Source organism: Pseudomonas sp. FG43 (genome assembly GCF_057809175.1).
Map to the genome: position 1 here is coordinate 63,217 of NZ_JBMDJL010000020.1, position 22,542 is coordinate 85,758.

Annotated in this window: 18 protein-coding genes; 13 read left to right on the forward strand and 5 right to left on the reverse strand. The window is 58.4% G+C overall.

All coding sequences use genetic code 11. The annotated features are described in order from the left end of the window. Positions 1-99 precede the first annotated feature (99 nt). On the reverse strand, positions 100-1,386 hold the full coding sequence (locus ACODS3_RS20850) for an ABC transporter substrate-binding protein (protein ID WP_201018038.1): 1,287 nt from the start codon (positions 1,384-1,386) through the stop codon (positions 100-102). A 416-nt stretch (positions 1,387-1,802) separates the two neighbouring features. On the opposite strand from ACODS3_RS20850, the gene ACODS3_RS20855 reads away from it, so the two are divergent. Next, complete coding sequence (locus ACODS3_RS20855; protein ID WP_304575449.1) at positions 1,803-3,125, forward strand: hypothetical protein; 1,323 nt, start codon at positions 1,803-1,805, stop codon at positions 3,123-3,125. A gap of 93 nt (positions 3,126-3,218) precedes the next feature. Here ACODS3_RS20855 and ACODS3_RS20860 read toward each other — a convergent pair whose 3' ends face one another. The 4 genes from ACODS3_RS20860 to edd all read right to left on the reverse strand — a co-directional run bounded on the left by ACODS3_RS20860 (position 3,219) and on the right by edd (position 8,274). Then, positions 3,219-4,682: an ATP-binding protein gene (locus ACODS3_RS20860; protein WP_304575448.1), complete on the reverse strand. Its 1,464-nt coding sequence runs from the start codon at positions 4,680-4,682 to the stop codon at positions 3,219-3,221. After that, positions 4,672-5,409, reverse strand: coding sequence for a response regulator (locus ACODS3_RS20865; protein WP_201018040.1), 738 nt, complete (start codon positions 5,407-5,409; stop codon positions 4,672-4,674). Before ACODS3_RS20865 ends, ACODS3_RS20860 begins: the two co-directional genes overlap by 11 nt. Before the next feature lie 76 nt (positions 5,410-5,485). Then, entirely contained in the window at positions 5,486-6,451 is a 966-nt protein-coding gene (locus ACODS3_RS20870; RefSeq protein WP_201018041.1) for a glucokinase, read from the reverse strand. Continuing rightward, positions 6,448-8,274 (reverse strand): phosphogluconate dehydratase, encoded by a 1,827-nt coding sequence (edd, locus tag ACODS3_RS20875; protein ID WP_201018043.1) that lies wholly within the window; start codon positions 8,272-8,274, stop codon positions 6,448-6,450. The genes ACODS3_RS20870 and edd overlap by 4 nt, the downstream gene beginning before the upstream one ends. Positions 8,275-8,492: 218 nt before the next feature. Here edd and gap point away from each other — a divergent pair, with 218 nt between their 5' ends. The 12 genes from gap (at position 8,493) to ACODS3_RS20935 (ending at position 22,475) form a co-directional block, all read left to right on the forward strand. Continuing rightward, positions 8,493-9,494: a type I glyceraldehyde-3-phosphate dehydrogenase gene (gap, locus tag ACODS3_RS20880; RefSeq protein WP_201005990.1), complete on the forward strand. Its 1,002-nt coding sequence runs from the start codon at positions 8,493-8,495 to the stop codon at positions 9,492-9,494. Positions 9,495-9,589: 95 nt separating this feature from the next. Further along, on the forward strand, positions 9,590-10,108 hold the full coding sequence (locus ACODS3_RS20885; protein ID WP_201018044.1) for an RNA polymerase sigma factor: 519 nt from the start codon (positions 9,590-9,592) through the stop codon (positions 10,106-10,108). A gap of 76 nt (positions 10,109-10,184) precedes the next feature. Further along, positions 10,185-11,150 carry a FecR family protein gene (locus tag ACODS3_RS20890; protein ID WP_304575447.1) on the forward strand — a complete coding sequence of 322 codons (966 nt, stop codon included), beginning with the start codon at positions 10,185-10,187 and terminating at the stop codon, positions 11,148-11,150. Positions 11,151-11,275: 125 nt separating this feature from the next. Then, the gene (locus ACODS3_RS20895) at positions 11,276-13,846 is read left to right on the forward strand and encodes a TonB-dependent receptor (RefSeq protein WP_201018048.1); all 2,571 of its coding nucleotides are present in this window, start codon (positions 11,276-11,278) and stop codon (positions 13,844-13,846) included. A gap of 128 nt (positions 13,847-13,974) precedes the next feature. Continuing rightward, a complete protein-coding gene (locus ACODS3_RS20900; RefSeq protein WP_489036078.1) occupies positions 13,975-14,589 on the forward strand; it encodes a biliverdin-producing heme oxygenase in 615 nt (204 codons plus the stop codon). Further along, positions 14,586-15,047, forward strand: coding sequence for a YbaN family protein (locus tag ACODS3_RS20905; RefSeq protein ID WP_201018050.1), 462 nt, complete (start codon positions 14,586-14,588; stop codon positions 15,045-15,047). The genes ACODS3_RS20900 and ACODS3_RS20905 overlap by 4 nt, the downstream gene beginning before the upstream one ends. A gap of 110 nt (positions 15,048-15,157) precedes the next feature. Next, complete coding sequence (locus ACODS3_RS20910; protein WP_201006002.1) at positions 15,158-15,514, forward strand: DUF5064 family protein; 357 nt, start codon at positions 15,158-15,160, stop codon at positions 15,512-15,514. Between the two features lie 97 nt (positions 15,515-15,611). Then, a complete protein-coding gene (locus ACODS3_RS20915) occupies positions 15,612-17,114 on the forward strand; it encodes a sigma-54-dependent transcriptional regulator (protein ID WP_201018051.1) in 1,503 nt (500 codons plus the stop codon). A 289-nt stretch (positions 17,115-17,403) separates the two neighbouring features. Beyond that, on the forward strand, positions 17,404-17,787 hold the full coding sequence (gene gcvH / locus ACODS3_RS20920; protein ID WP_201018052.1) for a glycine cleavage system protein GcvH: 384 nt from the start codon (positions 17,404-17,406) through the stop codon (positions 17,785-17,787). A gap of 10 nt (positions 17,788-17,797) precedes the next feature. Further along, positions 17,798-20,662 carry an aminomethyl-transferring glycine dehydrogenase gene (gene gcvP, locus ACODS3_RS20925; RefSeq protein WP_304575445.1) on the forward strand — a complete coding sequence of 955 codons (2,865 nt, stop codon included), beginning with the start codon at positions 17,798-17,800 and terminating at the stop codon, positions 20,660-20,662. Between the two features lie 81 nt (positions 20,663-20,743). Continuing rightward, positions 20,744-21,871: a glycine cleavage system aminomethyltransferase GcvT gene (gene gcvT, locus ACODS3_RS20930; RefSeq protein ID WP_201018054.1), complete on the forward strand. Its 1,128-nt coding sequence runs from the start codon at positions 20,744-20,746 to the stop codon at positions 21,869-21,871. A gap of 391 nt (positions 21,872-22,262) precedes the next feature. Continuing rightward, complete coding sequence (locus tag ACODS3_RS20935; RefSeq protein ID WP_007977299.1) at positions 22,263-22,475, forward strand: cold-shock protein; 213 nt, start codon at positions 22,263-22,265, stop codon at positions 22,473-22,475. Positions 22,476-22,542: the final 67 nt, after the last annotated feature.

The following is a 22,542-nucleotide window of genomic DNA, read 5'->3' on the forward strand; positions in this document are numbered from 1 at the left end:
GTATCCAATCCGGAATATCGAATCCAGGCCGCAGGCGTGTGTGAAACCGGGGTACGGGTTCATCAGCACGAACTGCGGCTGGGGTTCAGGTAACGATAATTACTGGGCTGACATGATTGCCGCGCCCAGTTTCCTGGCTGCTGCGGCAGGGTCGGCATCTTTATCGTTGATGTAGTTGGTCACGACATCGAAGAATGCGCCTTGTACCGCCAGCGTAGTCGCCATGTTGTGAGCCATGCTTGGCTGCAGACCGCCGGTTTTCGAGTCAGCCAGGAAATCTTTTGCAGCAGCCTGGGCGCAGGAATCGAAACCGTGCTTCTCCATATTGGCCAGCATGTCGTTACGAACCGGAATGGAGCCTTTGTTGATGCTGAAGACCTGCTGGAAGTTTTCACCCAGCGCGACCTTGGCCAGGTCCTGTTGCGCAGCGGTGGTGCCCTTGTCTTTCTGCTTGAACACGGCCAGCGAATCGATGTTGTAGGTGAACGCCTTTTCAGTGCCCGGGAAGGCTACGCACTCGTAATCCTTGCCTGCGACTTTCTTGGCGGCAGTCCACTCGCTCTTGGCCCAGTCGCCCATGATCTGCATGCCAGCCTTGCCGCTGATGACACTGGCTGCCGCGATATTCCAGTCACGACCGGCGCGGTTGGCGTCCATGTAGGTGGCGACTTTCTTGAGTTCGGCGAAGGACTTGGCCATTTCCGGACCGGTCAGGGCTTTCTGGTCAAGATCGACGAGGGCCTTCTTGTAGCCTTCTGCACCCATGACCGAGAGGACTACAGCCTCGAATACGGTGCTGTCCTGCCATGGCTGACCGCCATGGGCCAGTGCAATGAAACCGGCGGCCTTGAGCTTGTCGCCAGCGGCGTAGAATTCTTCAAGGGTGGTCGGGGGCTTTTCGATACCGGCTTTCTTGAAGACTTCCGGGTTGATCCACAGCCAGTTGACGCGGTGGATGTTCACCGGCACGGCAACGTATTCGTTCTCGAATTTCACGGTGTCGGAGACTTTCTTGTCCAGAAGAGAATCCCACTTCTCTTCCTTGGCAACATCCTTCAACGCATCGGTATCGAGCAGGCCGGTGGAACCCCATTCCTGAATGTCCGGGCCTTTGATCTGTGCTACGCCAGGCGGGTTACCCGCTACTGCACGGCTCTTGAGCACGGTCATTGCCGTCGCACCGCCACCGCCGGCAATCGCGCCGTCCTTCCAGGTAAAACCGTCTTTTTCAACCTGCGCTTTCAAAACATCGACAGCGGCCTTTTCGCCACCGGACGTCCACCAGTGCACGACTTCGATAGTGCCTTTGGAATCAGCAGCAGTAACGCTCAGAGGGAACAACGAGGCGAGGGAAATGACAACAGCGAGACGTGAGATTGAATTCATCGATTTGACCTTTCTTGTTGTTATGCATGAGCAAGTCTGTGCTTGCGCTCAAAGCAGTTTAACCAAGGGTTTTTCAGGCACGGTAACGAAGGGACGCGCAAAAGTCACAGGATGGTTACATTCACCACCCGTCCTCTGGACAGCAACACCCAACCTCAAGGCAGGTTAGTTCATTTTTCCAGAACCGGTCATCCAACGAAAATTCAATCACAACGACATCATTGACTTCATACCGTCACTCGGATTACGTGAAACCCTCTACTTCATAGTGCAAATGAATATAACTTGAAACGATTGCCGCACACATGATTACCTAGAATTAAAAGGCAGGACGCCTTTCATCACGCCCCCCTTACTTCAACTCTTGTTAAAAGAGCATAAACGGACGTGCATTTTCATTCACAAGGAATAACACAATGAACAACACTCCTGTTTCGCCCAAGTCCGGTGAAATTGATCCGGGCTTTCAACCCGTCGTCGTTCCCAACCCGGTTGAAGGCCAAAGACTTTTTTCTGTCGATACCTTGCTCAGGCTGGCCGATGGCTCTTTCATTGCTGGCTGCCAGGATGAGAACTATCGACAACTTCCCTGCCTGGTCAGAATAAAACCTGATAACAGCCTTGATACAACCTTCGGCCAGAATGGCTACGCCTTCGTTAATGTACGTAGCGCCCCTCTGGCCGAGAACGACGGTTATCTGCTGAATGTGGATCTATTGCCAGACGGCCGGTATCTGGCCAGGCTGGATACCACAATAACGATCAAGGGCCAGCGGGTCAGTAGCCTGGTACTGGCCTGTTTTACAGCGGATGGCCAGAAAGACCCGGCCTTTGGCAACAACGGGCTGCGCCTGTATCCACTCCCCGGCAACCCGGGACAATGGCCGTCGCCATTGCGCAAGCTTGCCAGCCGTATTCCCCAGCCTCAATCCCTGCGATTCCCCGATGAACAATACGGTGACCTCAAGGTATTGAGCGATGGAAAACTGCTCGTCCTCACCACGGTAAGAGACATGGTTGAATATGTTCATCGCACTTATGTCCTGAGACTCACCCCGGACGGAGAACCGGACCCGACCTTCAATACCGATGGCCTGATGGAGCCTGAAAGTTATGTGTGGTTCAAGCCTTATCGTTTAATCGTGCAAGACAATGGAATGTTTGTCATCGGCGGCGAACATCCAGGTGTTCCCTTTATTGCCAGATTTCATGAAAACGGGGCTCTCGATACCACATTCGCCTCAGATGGATATTTTACAGACTTTGGCAATTACGCTTATTCAAGCTGGAATTCGCTTATACAGGACGCTGATGGCAATATTGTCTGCGCAGGAAACAGAGGCAGTGTAAACATCGTTCGCGGCAGAGGCGTTCTGGCCATTTGCAAGTTAGACATGAATGGTCAACGTATTCCAGAGTTCAATCAGGGAGAAACCGTACTGATCGAATCAAGAGAACCCGACAATGTCGTACCGGTAAACTTCACGGCTATTGTCGACCGCTCCGGGCGGATTGTAGTGGCTGGCAGACACATAAACGCGATACCGAAACTGACAGGCTTCATGGCCCGTCTGCTCGAAAACGGGCAGCCAGACACCAGCCTGGGAGCAGACGGCGTGTGTTACTACGAAGAAATCGAGGGGTTGAACTATCTGAGCGAAGATCCGGACACCGGGGCCTATTATTCCAGTGTTATAACGGGTTTTTCACCCAATGCCATTTATCGATTCATCAGTTGAAACAGACACAGACCACACATAGAAACGAATTCATTCGCGAATAAATTCGCTTGTACCGAGGCGGTGTCCAGACACCGCCGATGATGGCCTGCCTCAATCCACTGACCGAGGCAAAAACAGTGTCACCCGCAATCCGCCCTCGCGCAGATTCTGCAGGCTCACTTCGCCTCCATGGCTGTGGGCGATATTGCGAGCGATGCCCAGGCCAAGACCGTAGCCCTGTTGCTGGCTGCCGGCCAGACGAAAATGCGGCTCGAACACATGTTCCAGTCGCTTTTCCGGCACCCCCGGCCCTTCGTCATCCACGTGCAGGACGAAAGCCAGGTCGTTGTCTTCGACCTTCAAATGCGCGCGATGCCCGTACTTGATGGCGTTATCGATCAGGTTGCCGATGCAACGCTTGAGCGCCAGCGGCTTGCCGGGATAAGCCGCTTCGGCAACCCCCTTCTGCGTGACACGCCCGTCACGCAGATAGGGCTCGATCAGGCATTCAAGCAAGTGATTGAGGTCCACCTGCTCGATGTTCTCGTGAATGTCGGTGTCCTTCACGCATTGCAACGCGCCTTTGACCAGCAGCTCAAGCTCATCGAGATCGCGGCTGAACTTGGTCTGCATCATTTCGTCTTCCAGCAACTCGACACGCAACCGCAAGCGGGTGATGGGCGTGCGCAAGTCATGAGAAATGGCGCTGAACAACTGGCCGCGCTCCGTCAGATAACGACTGATCCGGTTGCGCATGGCATTGAAGGCGCGGCTGACCTCAACCACTTCACTGCCACCGCCCTCGACCACCGGCTCGACATCGGCGCCCAGGGACATGTCACGCGCCGCACGCGCCAGACGCTTGAGGGGCCGGCTTTGCCAATGCACCAGCAGGCCGATGAAGAACAGCAGAAAAACACTGGTCAGGGCAATGAACCAGACCTGCTGCAAAGGAAGCTCCTGCTCTTCCAGAGAGGTATAGGGCTCAGGCAGCAGTGACGCGATATACAGCCATTCGCCGGGAGCCAGTTCAATCTGGGTCACCAGAACAGGAGGGTTCAGCGGCTCAAGGGTCAGCGCGTAATGCGCCCAGGAGCGTGGCAACTCATCGAGCTTCAGGCCGCTGTTGAAAATCCGCAGGTCATCCGGGCGCACGAACCACACCGCAATGTCGGGATCATTGCCAAGGTGCTGGCGCAATACTTCATCGACAACCTGCAACACGGCCTGCTTGCGAGGCGTGGGCGGCAATATCTGCATGTCCAGCGGACGGTCATTGAGCGATACGACAAAGCGCGTACCGCCCATGCTGCGCAATTGATCCAGCACCAGCGGACGGTAGGCCAGAGGCAACGAGCGAAAGTAGCTGACACTGGCCGCCATGGAATACGCCAGGCTGCGCGCACTGGTCACCAGCCCGACCATTTGCGTGGCCCGCAACTGGGAAAGCCAGATGACGCTGGACAAGGCCTGAGCCATCAAGACCGCCAGCAGCGTCAGCAACAGCATCCGCCCCAACAGTGAACGCGGCAGCCTTGGGCGGCGCAACTTCAAGAGGGTCGTTTCAGTAGCCATTGCTGGCGTGCACGCTAACGTTCGTCGCCAGAAGGTAACCACTGCCGCGTATCGTGCGTATCAGGCGCGGCGCCTTGCCAGTGTCGCGCAAACGCTGGCGCAGACGACTGACGGCCATGTCGACAATGCGCTCCAGCGGCATCAGTTCACGCCCGCGAGTGGCGTTGCCGATGGTGTCGCGATCCAGGATCTGCTGCGGGTTATCGAGAAACAGCTTGAGCAGCGCAAAGTCCGCCCCCGAAAGAATCACTTCCTCGCCATCGTTGTGAAACAGCCGGTGGCTGACCATGTCCAGACGCCACTCATCGAACACCATCACGTCATTGCCGCTGCGTTCCTGACCAAACTGGGCACGACGCAACAAGGCCTTGATCCGGGCCTGCAATTCACGGGGGCTGAAAGGTTTACCCAGATAATCGTCAGCCCCGAGTTCCAGGCCGATGACACGGTCGGCCTCATCGGAACTGGCGGTAAGCATGATGATCGGCACATGGGGCTGGCGCGGATGCTGGCGCACCCAGCGGCACAGGCTGAAGCCGTCTTCATCGGGCAGCATGACGTCGAGGATCAGCAGGTCGCTGGGAGCCTCGTTGAACGCCTGTCGAAAATCCGCGCCGTCCCCAACAGTACGCACCTGAAAACCGGCACGGCTGAGGTAGGTATCCAGCAACTCGCGGATCTCCTGGTCATCATCGACCAACAGAATCGATTTACTGACTGAGCTCAAATTGAATCGTCCTTGTTAGCAGTGACGTTGTTGTTATTGGGTTGCCATCCATGACACGCAGCGTGTGAAAAACGAATCAGAGATCCTTTCCAAATGCCTGTTGCAATGCTACGCCTGCCCCCATCAAACCGGGGTATTCGGCAGTGACCAGCCAGACCGGCAGGCCCTTGAAGTAATCGCTCATCACGCCCTTTTCAGCGAGTGCGCGCTTGAAACCGCTGTTGCTGAAGAAGTCGACGAAACGTGGCACCACGCCGCCAACGATATAGACCCCACCCAGGCCACCCAGAGTGAGCACGTTGTTGCCCACCACCCGGCCCAGAAATACACAGAACTGATCCAGAACCCCTGCCGCCACCGGGTCACCCGCCACAGCCGCCGAGGTAATGGCAGCCGGCGACTTGAGCACTGGCTCGATATCGTCCAGCGCACAACTGACCTGATACAACTGCAACAGGCCCGCGCCACTCAATACCGTCTCGGCACTGACATGCTCGTGCTCGGCCATCAGACGTGTCCACAGCAAGGCTTCACGGGCGGTGCCGATCGGCAGATCCACATGACCACCCTCGCCGGGCAAGGCCGTCCAGCGGTCTTCGCCGACGCTGATCAAGGTTCCGACCCCAAGCCCGGTCCCCGGCCCGATCACCACACGCGGGCGATCCGGCTTGCCGAGACCGTGGCAGATGGTCAGGTATTCGTCATCACGCAGGCGGGTCATGCCCAGCGCCATGGCCGTGAAGTCGTTGATCAGCAGCAGCTCATCGACTTTCAGGTTTTCGCAGAACTTCGACCGGCTCAATTGCCAGTGGCTGTTGGTGAAATAGAACTCATCGCCATCCACCGGCCCGGCCACGGCCAGACAGACGAAGCCGACATCGCCACGTTGCAACTCAAGATCCTGCAAGTAGATCTCGATGGCTTGTTCCGGCCCGGCGTAATCGATGGTCGGGAATACCCGAATCGAATGCAGTTTGTCGTCTTCCCAAATGGCAAAACGTGCATTGGTGCCGCCAATATCACCGACCAGAGCCAATTTCACTTGAGCGTCTCCAGATTTGAAGTAAAGGCGCTGGCGCCCTGCTCCGCCGAGCTGAAGGCCATGCGCATGAAACCGAACAGTTCCCGGCCACAGCCGACACCGTTGTCGAGCTGACCGACTGCCGGTTGTCTGGCTCCCAATTCTGACGCTTCGACCAGAACTTGCAACGTGCCTTTTACGCCATCGACGCGAATCACGTCACCATCTCGGACAAGAGCCAAAGGGCCACCATCAAAGGCTTCCGGGCAGACATGAATCGCCGCCGGAATCTTGCCCGAGGCTCCGGACATGCGCCCGTCAGTCACCAGGGCAACCTTGAAGCCACGATCCTGAAGCACGCCCAGGAATGGCGTCATCTTGTGCAGTTCAGGCATGCCGTTGGAGCGCGGCCCCTGGAAGCGCATCACCGCCACGAAATCACGCTCCAGCTCACCGGCCTTGAACGCATCGGCCAGATCCTGCTGATCCTGGAAAACCCTGGCCGGTGCTTCGACGATCTGATGCTCGGGCGCCACGGCGGAGACTTTCATCACGCCACGCCCCAGGTTGCCCTCCATGACCCGCAGGCCGCCTTCCGGCGAGAACGGACGCGCCACCGGGCGCAGAATGTTTTCGTCCAGGCTTTGCAGTGGACCTTCGCGCCAGACCAGCTTGCCATCTTCCAGGAAAGGTTCCTTGGTGTAGCGGCTCAAGCCATGACCGGCCACGGTATTGACGTCTTCGTGAAGCAGACCGGCAGCCAGCAGTTCACGGATCAGGAACGACATGCCGCCCGCTGCCTGGAAGTGGTTGATGTCGGCCTTGCCGTTTGGATAGACGTGGCTCAGGGTCGGCACGACTTCCGAGAGGTCGGCCATGTCCTGCCAGGTCAACTGGATGCCTGCGGCCTGAGCAATCGCCGGCATGTGCAAGGTGTGGTTGGTCGAACCGCCCGTGGCGTGCAGGGCGACGATGGAGTTGACCAGCACTCGCTCATCGACGATTTCACCAATTGGCATGAAGTCGCCGCTTTGCTTGGTCAGGCGAGTGACCTGCTGCGCCGCCTCGGCTGTCAGCGCCTCACGCAACGGCGTGCCCGGATTGACGAACGAAGCGCCCGGCAGGTGCAAGCCCATGACTTCCATCAACAACTGGTTGGTATTGGCTGTGCCGTAGAACGTGCAGGTGCCCGGACCGTGGTAGGACTTCATCTCCGAATCCAGCAACTCTTCGCGGGTCGCCTTGCCTTCGGCGTAGCGCTGGCGCACATCGGCCTTTTCCTTGTTGGAAATACCGGAAACCATCGGCCCGCCGGGCACGAAGATGGTTGGCAAGTGACCGAAACGCAGCGAGCCCATCATCAGGCCCGGCACGATCTTGTCGCAGATGCCCAGCATCAATGCGGCATCGAACATGTTGTGGGACAGCGCCACCGCCGTGGACATGGCGATCACTTCACGGCTGGCGATGGCCAGTTCCATGCCCGGCTCGCCCTGGGTCACGCCATCGCACATGGCCGGCACGCCGCCCGCGAACTGGCCGACCGAACCAATGTCACGTAAAGCCTTTTTGATCTGGGCAGGAAAGACTTCGTACGGCTGATGCGCCGAAAGCATGTCGTTATATGAAGAAATAATTGCCACGTTGGCGGCGTTCATCAGGCGCAGGTTCTGCTTGTCCTCGGGTGCGCATCCGGCAACGCCGTGGGCGAAGTTGGCGCATTGCAGTTGGCCACGCATCGGGCCGTCGCTCGCTGCGCCGCGAATCAGTTGCAGGTAGCGCTGACGGGTTTCGCGACTACGAGCGATAAGACGCTCGGTTACCTCAAGAATGCGGGGATGCATGTGATGAACTCCAGGCTAACGTCTATGGTCACCCGTAAAGACCATGCCAGTTATCGGGACCCGGCGCCAAGGCGCAAAAGCCTGATCTCGATCAACTGAACCAGCCTTTCAGGCTTGTAGTTGTAGATAAAACAAAATATTGCCACTAAAAAGGCTTGTTTTCTATTTTTATGAGAATAATCTTGTAATTCCAACAACAATTCTTGAAGGACGACTGTATGACTATTCGCATTGCAATCAACGGTTTTGGCCGCATCGGCCGTAACGTCCTACGCGCACTTTATACCCAAGGCTACCGACAAGACCTGCAGGTCGTCGCCATCAACGATCTGGGCAACAGCGAGATGAATGCTCATCTGCTGCGTTTCGACACCGTTCACGGCCCTTTCAGCGGCACCGTCGAGTGCGACAGCGAAAGCCTGACAGTCAATGGTGACCGTATCGCTGTCAGCGCCATACGCAACCCTGCCGAGTTGCCATGGAAAGCCCAGAACATCGATGTCGTCTTTGAATGCACCGGTCTGTTCACCGACCGTGAAAAAGCCGCCGCGCATATCACCGCCGGGGCAAAGAAGGTCATTATTTCAGCTCCGGCCAAAGGCGCGGACGCTACCATCGTCTATGGCGTCAACCACGACACCCTGCGCCAGTCGCACCAGATCATCTCCAGCGCCTCCTGCACCACCAACTGCCTGGCACCTGTCGCGCAGGTACTGCATCGCGAACTGGGCATCGAAAGCGGTCTGATGACCACCATCCATGCCTACACCAATGACCAGAACCTGATCGATGTGTATCACACCGATCCGTACCGCGCCCGTTCGGCCACTCATTCGATGATCCCGAGCAAGACCGGCGCCGCCGAAGCCGTGGGCCTGGTATTGCCGGAACTGGCGGGCAAACTGACCGGCATGGCCGTCCGGGTGCCGGTGATCAACGTTTCGCTGGTGGACCTGACCGTCAACATCAAGCGCGAAACCACCGCAGACGAAGTCAACGCGCTGCTCAAGGAAGCCAGCCAGCACTCCAGGATTCTGGGCTACAACACCCTGCCGCTGGTTTCCCACGACTTCAACCACAACCCGCTGTCGTCGATCTTCGACGCCAACCACACCAAAGTCAGCGGCAAGCTGCTCAAGGTGCTGGCCTGGTATGACAACGAGTGGGCGTTCTCCAACCGCATGCTCGACAACTGCCTGGCGCTGCATAACGCACAGTGACAGCGAAGTATTAAGAAAAATACAGAAAGCCGACTTGACCGAATATGTGGATGATAAGCATTATCATCCACTGATTTTTCCGGTCAGGTACTTCTGTGTCGCAGGCGCACTTCAATGACGTATTTGTCGCTCAACGCGAAGTGTTGTTGCGAACCTTGCAAGGCATGGTGGGCAACCACAGCACCGCTGAAGACCTGCTGCAGGAAACCTGGTTGCGCGTCACCCGCGCCCTGACCGAACGCCCGATAGATCACCTGGAACCCTTCGTCTACCAGACCGCCCGCAACCTGGCGCTGGATCATTTGCGCTCGCGCCGCATCCATGGCCGGACCCTGGTCGAAGATGCGCCCGCCGAGCAGATCGAAAGTGTGGTCGCACAGCTCAGCACACCGGAAGAGGCCACCCACGCCAAACGCCTGCTTGAAAGCCTCAGCACCACTGTGGGTAAACTCAGCACGCGCCAACAGAACATATTCACCCTGAGTCGCCTCAACGGATGCAGTTATCTGGAGATCGCCGAGCAACTGGACATCTCTGCAAGCACCGTACAAAAAGAACTGAAACTGATCATGGCGATCTGTGTGGGAGTGCTGGCGAGACTCGACCAGGCTTGACCAGACCTGGACACTGTCGCAGGCTGCCACTCCCATTGCACGCACATCGATCAAACCGAGTTTGCCGAGGAACACCGTGACCCCAGGAACAGAACGCCCGCAGTCGCTTGCGCAGGATGTACTGAGCGACAGCGCAATGGATCAAGCCCTGACCTGGCTGATCGAACTGGAAGGCGCAGATCCTCAGCAGCAGGCACACTTCGAGGCCTGGCTGCAGGCCGACCCTGCCCATGCGCAAGCTTTCACCAAGGCCCGGGCGATATGGGACTCGCAAACCGTTCAGCACGCGGCAGCGGCCTTGCAACAACCGCACAAGCCTTCGCGCTGGCAACGCATCCGACCGCACTGGAAACCCTTGGCCACAGCGGCTGTTCTGCTGTTGGGGCTGTTCAACTTCAGCAACCTGCCCTTGCGCATCCAGGCCGACCACCTGACGGTAGTAGGCGAACGCCAGCGCCTGCAACTGAGCGACGGCTCGAAAGTCCTGCTCAATACCAACTCGGCCTTTTCCAGCCACCTTGATGACAAGCAACGGGTGGCACGCCTGTATCAAGGGGAAGCCTATTTCAATGTAGCCCTCGATCCGAACGTGCCGATGGAGATCGAAGCCGGCCCGATCCGCATGAGCGCCAACAGCACCGAGTTTTCGGTGCGTTACCTTGATGGCGAAGCGCGGGTTCAGGTTCAGCGTGGCGCGGTAGACGTCAGCGCCATACGCGGCGACTCCAGAGTCAGCCTTGGCGCGGGCGACAGCGTTCGCGTAGGTCCATCGGGTTTTGGCCATCGGGAAAGGCTCGATCCGGCCAGGGACCTGGCCTGGGTCCAGGGTCGACTGATCTTCGATAACAGCCCGCTCAGCGAAGTTCTGGCCGAGCTGCGTCGCTATTATCCCGGCTGGATCATCAACACCAACCCCGCACTGGATCGCGTCACCGTCACAGGCAACTACAAGCTGGATAACCCCTTGAACGTGATACGTTCACTGGCGCAGATCACTTCGGCCAATGTGCAGGAAATACCTGCGCTAGTGCTCATCAACTGATCGGTAAAACTTTTTTTACGCACTCCCCGTCCCTCGTTCGTCTAGTCATATCCAATGCAACTGATTCGCATTAAGAATCGACAGCACAACACTATAACCAGCAGTTCGTCAGGGAGCGCCACCGTATGTCATCCTCGTTCACTCACTCACGCAAGCGATTCACACTTTCGCTGCTGACCGTGGCGATTTTCAGCGCCGGCATGCAAGCGATGCCCGCCGTCGCAGCAACAGAAAGCGCTCCACAGGCACGCGCTGCCGGCACTTACACGTTCTCGATCGCCAGACAACCGCTGGTATCGGCACTCAATGAATTCAGCCGTGTCACCGGCTGGCAGGTGGGCGTGTCGTCGGACCTGGCGCAAAACGTTGTCTCCCCTGGCGCCAATGGCAACCTGCAACCCGCCCAGGCCCTGGAGCGCCTGCTGTCGGGCAGCCAGTTGAGCTATCGCAACCTGGGCGACAACAACGTCGTACTGGAAAAGCGCGTCTCTGGCGTCATCGCCCTTGAGCAGACCACCGTCAGTGCCACGCGCCAGGAACAGGATATCTCCTCGGTTCCCAATACCGTCAGCGTACACACACGCGCAGAACTGGACCGTCGCAACGTCAATGACATCCGCGATCTGGTACGCAACGAGCCGGGCGTTTCGGTCGGTGGTGCCGGTCAGCGCGGCGGCACCACTGGCTACAACATCCGTGGTATCGACAACAACCGGATCCTGACCCAGGTGGACGGCGTCGAAATCCCGGACAGCTTCTTCACCGGTCCTTTCGCCCAGACCCGCCGCAATTACGTCGACCCGGAAATCGTCAAGCGCGTCGAGATCCTGCGCGGCCCGGCTTCGGCGCTTTACGGCAGCAGCGCCATCGGTGGCGTAGTCAGTTACTACACCCTGGACCCGAGCGACATCATCAAGCCCGGAAAAGACGTCGGCGCCCGCCTGAAAACCGGTTACAGCTCGGCCGATGAAAGCTGGCTGACCTCAGGCACCGTTGCTGGCCGCCATGGCGATTTCGACGCCTTGCTGCATTTGAGCCAGCGCGAAGGCCATGAAACCGAATCCTACGGCAGCACCAGCGGCACCGGCCTGACCCGTACCGAGGCCAACCCTGAAGACCAGCGCGCAACCAATGTGCTGGCCAAACTGGGCTGGAACTACGCCGAAGACTCGCGTCTGGCGCTGACCTACGAAAAGTACAAGGATGATCGCGACACCAATCAGCTCAGCGCCGTCGGCGGGCCGTTCGGCAACGGCGTCGGGGTTGGCATGTATCGGGGTCGTACCACCAATGACACCGTCACTCGCGAACGCTTCGGCATCGAACACACCTTTGCTCTCGATAGCCTGCTGGTCGACAACGTCAAGTGGAGCCTGAATTACCAGAATGCCAAGACCGAGCAAAGCACCCGCGAACGCTACTTCCCGTTCGTCCGTGACTTGTACCGTAATCGCGATACGACCTATCAGGAAAAACAGTGGATCTTCGATGCCCAGTTCGACAAGGCATTTTCGATTGCCAGCACCGACCATGAGCTGACCTACGGCACCACTGTAAAACGGCAGAAAGTCACGGGCTTGCGTACCGGCAGTGCAACCTGTGCGCGAGTGTTCGGCGCCTGTACCGTGGCCGGTGCCATCAGTCCTGTAGCCAGTGATAACCCTGTGCCAGCCAGCGACTTCCCCGACCCGACCATCACCAGCTATGCGCTGTTCGCTCAAGACCAGATCAGCTGGAACAAATGGACCTTCATTCCTGGCGTGCGCTACAGCTACACCCGCCTGAGCCCGAAAATGACCGAAGAGTTCCTCAACTCCGAAGGCCTGAACGATCCGAGTGGCGGCAATAACAAGGACAAGACCTGGGATCGCGTATCGCCCAAGTTCGGCGTGACCTACGCCCTGAGCAACGAATACACCTGGTATGGCCAGTACGCCGAAGGTTTCCGGACTCCGTCGGCCAAGGCCTTGTATGGCAGCTTTGAAAACACCACAACCGGTTACCTGGTCGAACCCAACCCGAACCTGGAGCCCGAAAAGAGCAAAAGCTATGAAACCGGTCTGCGTGGCCGCTTCGAGTCGGGCTCGTTCGACGTTGCCGTGTTCTATAACAAGTACCGCGACTTCATCAACGAAGACGGTCTGGCTGCCGGCTATGACGAACTTACCTTCCAGTCCTACAACATCAAGCACGCCACCATCAAAGGTGCGGAGATCAAGGGTCGTCTGAACCTGGACAGCTTCGGCGCACCGCAAGGTCTCTACACTCAGGGCTCGATTGCCTACGCGCAAGGCCGCAACAACGACACCGGCGAACCACTCAACAGCGTCAACCCGCTGACCGGCGTTTTCGGCCTGGGTTATGAGCAGGACAGCTACGGCGGCCTGCTGAGCTGGACGCTGGTCAAACGCAAGACACGTGTGGATGACAGTGAATTCCATGAGCCGGACGGTTCTTCATCACAGTTCCGCACACCGGGCTTCGGCATTCTGGACCTGACCGGCTACTACAAGGTCACCGACGACGTCACCGTCAATGCGGGCCTCTACAACCTGGCCGACAAAAAGTACTGGCTGTGGGATGACGTGCGCGGATACGACGGCGTAGGCGAGGCAAGTGCTACTGCTCCGGCCAACATGGATCGCCTGACTCAGCCAGGACGCAACTTCAGCGTCAATCTGGTCTGGGACATCTGATTCCTGGCGCAACAAGCCCTGTGAAAAACACGCCATCGACAGTGATCGGCGGCGTGTTTTTTTACGCTCCGTGGATTGGCCATTCGTCTATTCAACAACGCCCTCTTACTTTTGCAAGGAAGAACCTGATGACAACCGAGCAGACTCGTCCTGCCCTGCGTTCCCAGCGGCTCAACCAGATTACCCATGCGCCCCACGAACAGCTCGACAAGGCGGTCAAGGCCAATGCGCCTTTTGAAACCCTCGACAGCTACAAGCGTTTCGTCGTCGCCCAATATCTGTTTCAGGCCGAACTGCAAAGCCTCTACAACGATCCTGAACTGATCGAGATCATCGCCGACCTGCCCGCCCGTTGCCGCGCCGAGCAAGCCAAGGCCGATCTCGCAGACCTGAACACCGACATTCCTCGATCCATCTCCGGTGCCGTGCAGAATCCGAGCAAGGCCAAGGCCCTGGGCTGGCTGTTCGTCTCCGAAGGCTCAAAACTGGGTGCGGCCTTTCTGATCAAGCGCGCTGCCGCCCTGAACCTCAGCGAAAGCTTTGGCGCACGGCATCTGGGCGAACCCGCCGGTGGCCGCGCCGAAGGCTGGAAAACCTTTATCAGAATCCTGGATGGCCTGGAGTTCAGCGCCGAAGAGGAAGCACAGGCCGATCAGGGCGCCATCGAGGCTTTCGAGCGTTTCACGGTTCTGCTGCAACACGCTTACGCCCATGCGCCTGAGATCGAACAGGTTCAAGCATGAAAAAGCGCCCGGTGCTGTTAAGCTGGCCGGGCTTTTTGAACCAGCCCGTAGTGACCATGACCTATAAACCGCCCGGCTCCAGACTTTCGCGCTTTCTGTTTGGCATCCTCGCTTATGTCAGCCTGGGTATAGGCATTGCCGCCATATTCATCCCCGGCCTGCCGACCACGGAATTCATTCTGCTGGCCGCCTGGGCCGCGACCCGCAGTTCGCCGCGCCTGAACGCCTGGCTGGAAAACCATCGCGTGTTCGGCCCGATCCTGCACAACTGGCGTAATGGCCGGTTGGTCGCACGCCGCGCCAAAATCAGCGCGACCATCAGCATGCTGGTCTGCGCCATCCTGATGCTGAGCCTGCTCACCCATGTCTGGTGGCTCTACCTCGCCATCGCGGGCATGGCGATGGGCAATATGTGGCTCTGGTCCAGGCCCGAGCCTGCCCGTGATCTGAATCAGTAACCAAAAAGAACAGCCCGGCTATCCTGTCAGGTGTTTGTTCATGGTGCTGAACCCCGGAACACATGCCGGGGTCTACCCGTACACTTTCAATTTCTGACGGAGCGACCTCAATGTTTGAGCCAGGTCATCTGCACATCACCCACGCGGCCCTGCAACGCTCAGGGTTCAGCTACGACATTCATGTCCATTACGAAGTGCGCGAAGATCCCGAGGAAGGAACCTGCATGCACTTCACCATGCAAGGCGAGATCAACGGCAAGGCCTTCTCTGAAGAGTTTCAGTTACCAAGGGATCTGGCCTTCAATTTCGCCCATGACGCAGGGCGCATCGGCATGAAACACGGCCTGCCCAACCTCGCCGCAATGCCCATCGACCTGCACAAGGACTACGACAGGATGTTCAAGGACGTGCGCGAAAAGCTGAATGCCAAACCGGGTGAGCCTGTGAAGCCTGAGCATCTGGAATAACGATTTTGTGGGAGGGGCCTTGGCCGCGACGGCGTATCAACAAACACCCCGGCAAGGCATACTGGCCACCCTCGCAGCCCAGAACCCATAACGCCTCATGCGCATCCATGTCTGCTTCATCGACCGCGTCGGTATCACCCAGGAAGTGCTGGCCATTCTGGGTGGACGCAATCTGAATCTCGATGCTGTTGAGATGGTGCCGCCCAACGTTTACATCGATGCGCCGACCCTGAGCCCTCAGATGCTCGAAGAGCTCAAGGATGCGTTGTTCCGGGTACGCGGTGTCGAAGCGATTACCGTCGTGGATATCCTTCCCGGCCAGCGTCGCCACCTGCAACTCGATGCCCTGCTCGCCGCCATGACCGACCCGGTGCTGGCACTCGACAGTGCCGGGCACGTGCTGCTGGCCAACCCGGCGCTGATCGCGCTGATTGGCCGTGAACCTGAAGGCGAGCCCATAGGCGAACTGTTCGCCGACCCAAGCCTGCAAGCCACGCTGCTGGAAAACGGTTTTCGCCTGCCCATGCGCGAGGTCACGCTCAATGGCGAAGCCTTGCTGCTGGACGCAACGCCCATTACCGAAGCAGGTGCCTTGCTGACGCTGTACCTGCCCAGCCGGATCGGTGAGCGCCTGTCGGCATTGCATCATGACCATGCAGAAGGCTTCGATGCCCTGCTGGGAGAATCCCCCGCCATCCGCATCCTCAAGGCCCGCGCCCAGCGAGTCGCCGCGCTGGATGCGCCCTTGTTGATTCAGGGCGAAACCGGCACCGGCAAGGAGCTGGTCGCCCGTGCCTGTCACGCCAGCAGCGCTCGCCATGGTGAGCCCTTCCTGGCACTCAACTGCGCGGCGCTCCCGGAAAACCTGGCTGAAAGCGAGCTGTTCGGCTATGCACCCGGCGCGTTCACCGGAGCCCAGCGCGGCGGCAAGCCGGGGCTGATGGAACTGGCCAACCAAGGCACCGTGTTTCTAGATGAAATAGGCGAAATGTCGCCTTATCTGCAAGCCAAGCTGCTGCGTTTTCTCAACGACGGCAGCTTCAGGCGGGTGGGCGGGGACCGGGAAGTCAGGGTCAATGTGCGCATCCTGAGCGCCACCCATCGCGATCTGGAAAAGATGGTCAGCGAAGGTACCTTTCGTGAAGACCTGTTCTATCGCCTGAACGTGCTGAACCTGGAAGTCCCGCCACTGCGCGAGCGCGGGCAGGACATTCTGCTGCTGGCCCGCTATTTCATGGAACAGGCCTGCACCCAGATCCAGCGCCCGGTGTGTCGCCTGGCAACCGGTACTTACCCCGCCTTGCTGGGCAACCGCTGGCCGGGCAACGTGCGCCAGTTGCAGAACGTGATCTTCCGCGCCGCCGCCATCAGCGAAAGCACGCTGGTGGACATTGGCGACCTGGACATCGCAGGCACCGCCGTCGCCCGCCAGAACGATGGCGAAGTCGGCAGCCTTGAAAAGGCTGTCGAAGATTTCGAGCGTGAGCTGCTGCAGAAGCTTTATGCCGATTACCCCTCGACCCGCCAACTGGCGGCACGGCTGCATACCTCGCATACCGCGATTGCCCATCGGTTGCGCAAGTACGGGATCGGGAAATAGTGGCCGACCTTTTCGCGAATGAATTCGCGAAGAAACGTAACAAAATCATTCCATCGTAACGAATTCGATCCACACCTCCCCGATCCCCAGCCAGCAAGGCTTTGATCCCACGGGAATTTTGCAGCCCTCCATCGCTGTATCGATTTCGCTACAGCCTTCTAGATCCCTCGCCCTCAAAAACATCTCAAGCCATTGATTTAAAACAATAAATTTATATTGGCCGCAAAATTGCTACTGAGCTTTTCATTATGCCGGCATCAGCCGCGGCCTTTACCCTTGAGGAGTTGTTATGAGCGAGTTGCGATTCACCGTTGAACACGAATGGCTGCGGGCCGAAGCCGATGGCAGTGTCACGGTAGGCATCACGCCTTATGCACAGGAATCGCTCGGCGATGTGGTCTTTGTGCAGCTCCCGGAATTACAGGCCTACACTCAACACGCCGAAGTCTCGGTCGTGGAATCGGTAAAAGCTGCCAGCAGCATCAACATGCCGCTGGACGGTGAGGTGGTCGAAGTCAATTCCGCCCTCGACGCCACTCCTGAACTGGTCAATGAAGACGCGCTCGGCGCCGGCTGGTTCTTTCGTTTCATCCCGCAAGACGTCAATGCCATTCACGGCCTGTTGGATCAGGACGCCTACGACCGACTGATCAAAGCCAACGCTGAAGCCTGAGGAGCGAGACATGACTGACTCTATCGAACTGAGCACCGCCAACGAATTCATTGCCCGCCACATCGGCCCGCGCGCCAGCGACGAGCAAGCCATGCTGCAAACCCTGGGCTTCGACTCCATCGAAGCGCTGAGCGAAAGCGTGATCCCGCAGAGCATCAAGGGCACCAGCGTGCTGAACCTGCCGGCTGGCCAGAGCGAAGCCGATGCCCTGGCTTCGATCAAGGCCATCGCCAGCAAGAACCAGTTGTTCAAGACCTACATCGGCCAGGGTTACTACAACACTCACACACCGGCTCCGATCCTGCGCAACCTGCTGGAAAACCCGGCCTGGTACACCGCCTACACGCCTTACCAGCCAGAGATTTCCCAGGGCCGCCTGGAATCGCTGCTCAACTTCCAGACCCTGATCAGCGACCTCACCGGCCTGCCCATCGCCAACGCCTCGCTGCTGGATGAAGCCACCGCCGCCGCGGAGGCCATGACCTTCTGCAAGCGCCTGAGCAAGAACAAAAGCAGCCAGCACTTCTTCGCCTCGGCCCACTGCCATCCACAAACCCTGGACGTGCTGCGCACCCGCGCCGAGCCATTGGGTATCACCGTTGTAGTGGCCGATGAAGCGGAACTGGGCGATGTCAGCGACTACTTCGGTGCGCTGCTGCAATACCCGGCCAGCAATGGCGATGTATTCGACTATCGCGAACTGATCGAACGCTTCCACAGCGCCAACGCGCTGGTGGCGGTTGCAGCCGATCTGCTGGCCCTGACCCTGCTGACTCCGCCGGGTGAATTCGGTGCCGACGTGGCCATCGGCAGCGCCCAGCGTTTCGGCGTGCCGCTGGGCTTCGGTGGCCCGCATGCGGCCTATTTCTCCACCCGCGATGCATTCAAGCGCGACATGCCCGGCCGTCTGGTCGGTGTATCGGTGGACCGCCACGGTAAACAGGCTCTGCGTCTGGCCATGCAGACCCGCGAGCAACATATCCGTCGCGAGAAAGCCACCAGCAACATCTGCACCGCGCAAGTGCTGCTGGCCAACATCGCCAGCATGTATGCCGTCTACCACGGGCCTGCTGGCCTGACGCAAATCGCCAATCGCGTGCATCGCATGACGGCGATCTTCGCTGAAGGCTTGAACCAGCTAGGCCTGAAGGTCGAGCAGGAGTTCTTCTTCGACAGCCTGACAATCAATACCGGCGCCAAAACCGCCTCGCTGCACAGCAAGGCCCGCGCGCAACATATCAACCTGCGGGAAATCAACGCCGAATACCTGGGCCTGTCTTTCGACGAAACCACTTCGCAGTCGGCCATCGAAACCCTGTGGACGATCTTTGCCGCCGATGGCCAGAGCCTGCCGGACTTCGCCACCCTGGCCAGCAGCGCCAAGTCGTATCTGCCCAAGGCCCTGCGTCGTCAATCGGCAATCCTCAGCCATCCGGTCTTCAACCGCTATCACTCCGAAACCGAGCTGATGCGCTACCTGCGCAAGCTGGCAGACAAGGACCTGGCTCTGGACCGCACTATGATCCCGCTGGGCTCCTGCACCATGAAGCTCAACGCCGCCAGCGAAATGATCCCGGTCACCTGGGCCGAGTTCGGCAACCTGCACCCGTTCGCGCCTGCCGAGCAAAGCGCCGGTTACCAGCAACTGACCAGCGAACTGGAAACGATGCTCTGCGCCGCCACCGGTTACGACGCCATTTCCCTGCAACCCAACGCCGGTTCACAAGGCGAATACGCTGGCCTGCTGGCGATCCGCGCCTATCACCAGAGCCGTGGCGATGAAGCCCGCGATATCTGCCTGATCCCATCGTCCGCCCACGGCACCAACCCGGCCACCGCCCATATGGCTGGCATGCGCGTAGTCGTGACTGCCTGTGATGCACGCGGCAACGTCGATATCGAAGACCTGCGCGCCAAGGCCATCGAACACCGCGACCAACTGGCTGCACTGATGATCACCTATCCGTCGACCCATGGCGTGTTCGAGGAAGGCATCCGTGAAATCTGCGGCATCATCCATGACAACGGCGGCCAGGTTTACATCGACGGCGCCAACATGAACGCCATGGTCGGCCTCTGCGCACCGGGCAAGTTCGGCGGCGACGTTTCGCACCTGAACCTGCACAAGACCTTCTGCATCCCCCACGGCGGTGGCGGCCCGGGTGTCGGCCCGATCGGCGTGAAATCGCACCTGACACCGTTCCTGCCCGGCCACGGCCATATGGAGCGCAAGGAAGGCGCAGTCTGCGCAGCTCCGTTCGGCAGCGCGAGCATTCTGCCAATCACCTGGATGTACATTCGCATGATGGGCGGCGAAGGCCTCAAACGCGCTTCGCAACTGGCGATTCTCAATGCCAACTACATTTCCCGTCGCCTGGAAGACCATTACCCGGTGCTCTATACCGGCAGCAACGGTCTGGTGGCACACGAATGCATTCTGGACCTGCGCCCGCTCAAGGAAACCAGTGGCATCAGCGTCGATGACGTCGCCAAGCGCCTGATCGACTTCGGCTTCCACGCACCGACCATGTCGTTCCCGGTGGCCGGTACCTTGATGATCGAGCCGACCGAAAGTGAATCCAAGGAAGAACTGGACCGTTTCTGCGAGGCCATGATCAAGATCCGCGAAGAAATCCACGCGGTCGAGAACGGCACTCTGGACAAGGATGACAACCCGCTGAAAAACGCTCCGCACACAGCCGCCGAAATCGTCGGTCAATGGAGCCATCCATACAGCCGCGAACAGGCCGTGTATCCGGTCGAGTCGCTGATCGAAGGCAAATACTGGCCCCCTGTCGGTCGTGTCGACAACGTGTTCGGCGACCGCAATCTGGTCTGCGCCTGCCCGTCCATCGAAAGCTACCAAGAGGCGTGATCGCCCAGCCTTCGCGAAGAACGCTCCTCCTGCAGGAGCGAATTCATTCGCGAAGGCCTTCTCTTGTATATGGAACCCATCATGCCCACAGAACAATTGCTGACCACCCCGCTACACGCCCTGCACCGTGAACTCGGCGCCAAAATGGTGCCCTTCGCCGGTTACGACATGCCCGTGCAATACCCGGCTGGCGTGATGAAAGAGCACCTGCACACCCGTGAAAAAGCCGGCCTGTTCGATGTGTCGCACATGGGCCAGATTCTCCTGACCGGTGCCGGTGCCGCACAGGCGCTGGAAACCCTGGTCCCGGTGGATATCATCGACCTGCCGGTCGGCATGCAGCGTTATGCGATGTTCACCAACGAGAACGGCGGCATTCTCGATGACCTGATGGTCGCCAACCTGGGCAACGATCAATTGATGCTGGTGGTCAATGCCGCCTGCAAGAACGAAGACCTGGCACACCTGCGCAAACACCTGGCGTCTCAATGCACCATAGAGCCACTGTTTGAAGAGCGCGCCCTGCTCGCCCTTCAAGGCCCGCAGGCTGCCACAGTGCTCGCACGCCTGGCACCGCAAGTGGCAGACATGACCTTCATGCAGTTCGCCAGCATCACGTTGCTGGGCGTTGGCTGCTATGTCAGCCGTTCTGGCTACACCGGCGAAGACGGCTATGAAATCTCGGTTCCGGTCGCTCAGGCCGAAGCCCTGGCGCGTCGTCTGCTGGAGGAGCCGGAAGTGGCTCCGATCGGTCTGGGTGCCCGAGACTCACTGCGCCTGGAAGCCGGTCTTTGCCTGTACGGCCACGACATGAACACCGAGACATCCCCTGTCGAAGCCAGCCTGTTGTGGGCGATATCCAAGGCAAGGCGCGCCGATGGCGTTCGGGCTGGCGGATTCCCCGGAGCAGAAAAAATATTTGCCCAGCAACAGGCCGCAGTGGATAAAAAACGTGTCGGTCTGTTGCCACAGGAACGTACGCCGGTGCGTGAAGGCTCACAAATCGTCGATGCAGAAGGCCAGACAATCGGCAGCGTTTGCAGTGGCGGTTTTGGCCCAAGCCTGGGCAGTCCTCTGGCGATGGGTTATCTGGACAGCCGCTTCACTGCGCTGGATACGCCAGTCTGGGCTGTCGTGCGCGGCAAGAAGGTTGCGATGCTGGTGAGTAAAATGCCTTTTGTTGCACAGCGTTACTTCCGCGGCAAATAACAGCGTCAAAAAAACAGCAATTATTCATGGCGTAATAACCCTGCTGCATGACTCTTTAACAAGAGGCGCGCAACAGGGTTTCTGCCATTGAAAAAATGCCCCGCCAACGGGCACGACGAGCCAAAAACGGGCAGTTTTTCAGCCTGGGTGAAAGATCGCTGCACATCAGTTGCAGCCAAGGAAACAAGGGACAAAGCGGGGCTTGTTTTTGTAACGAGAGTTGGCGTAGAGTTTCCTGACTGTGTTTGCATAGGTCGCTGAATCTGGACCTGGGCAGTAGCTCAAAGCGTTGCTACATCCCGTTCTACGTTTCTTACTTCTTGCAACCAGCCCCAGTACTCTTTCGTGTGAAAGAGGCTGTCATCAATTCAAGCGTCAAGGAAATAAGAAAATGTCCCAACGTCAGAGCGGCACCGTCAAGTGGTTCAACGACGAAAAAGGTTTTGGTTTTATCACTCCAGAAAGCGGTCCGGATCTGTTCGTACATTTCCGCGCAATTCAAGGTAACGGCTTCAAGAGCCTGAAAGAAGGCCAGAAGGTAACCTTCATTGCAGTGCAGGGCCAAAAAGGCATGCAGGCTGATGAAGTGCAGGCAGAAGCTTAATAGCTGAAACCCGAAAAGCCCCTGATTATTGATCTCAGGGGCTTTTTTATCAGCGCGATTTCGTAAG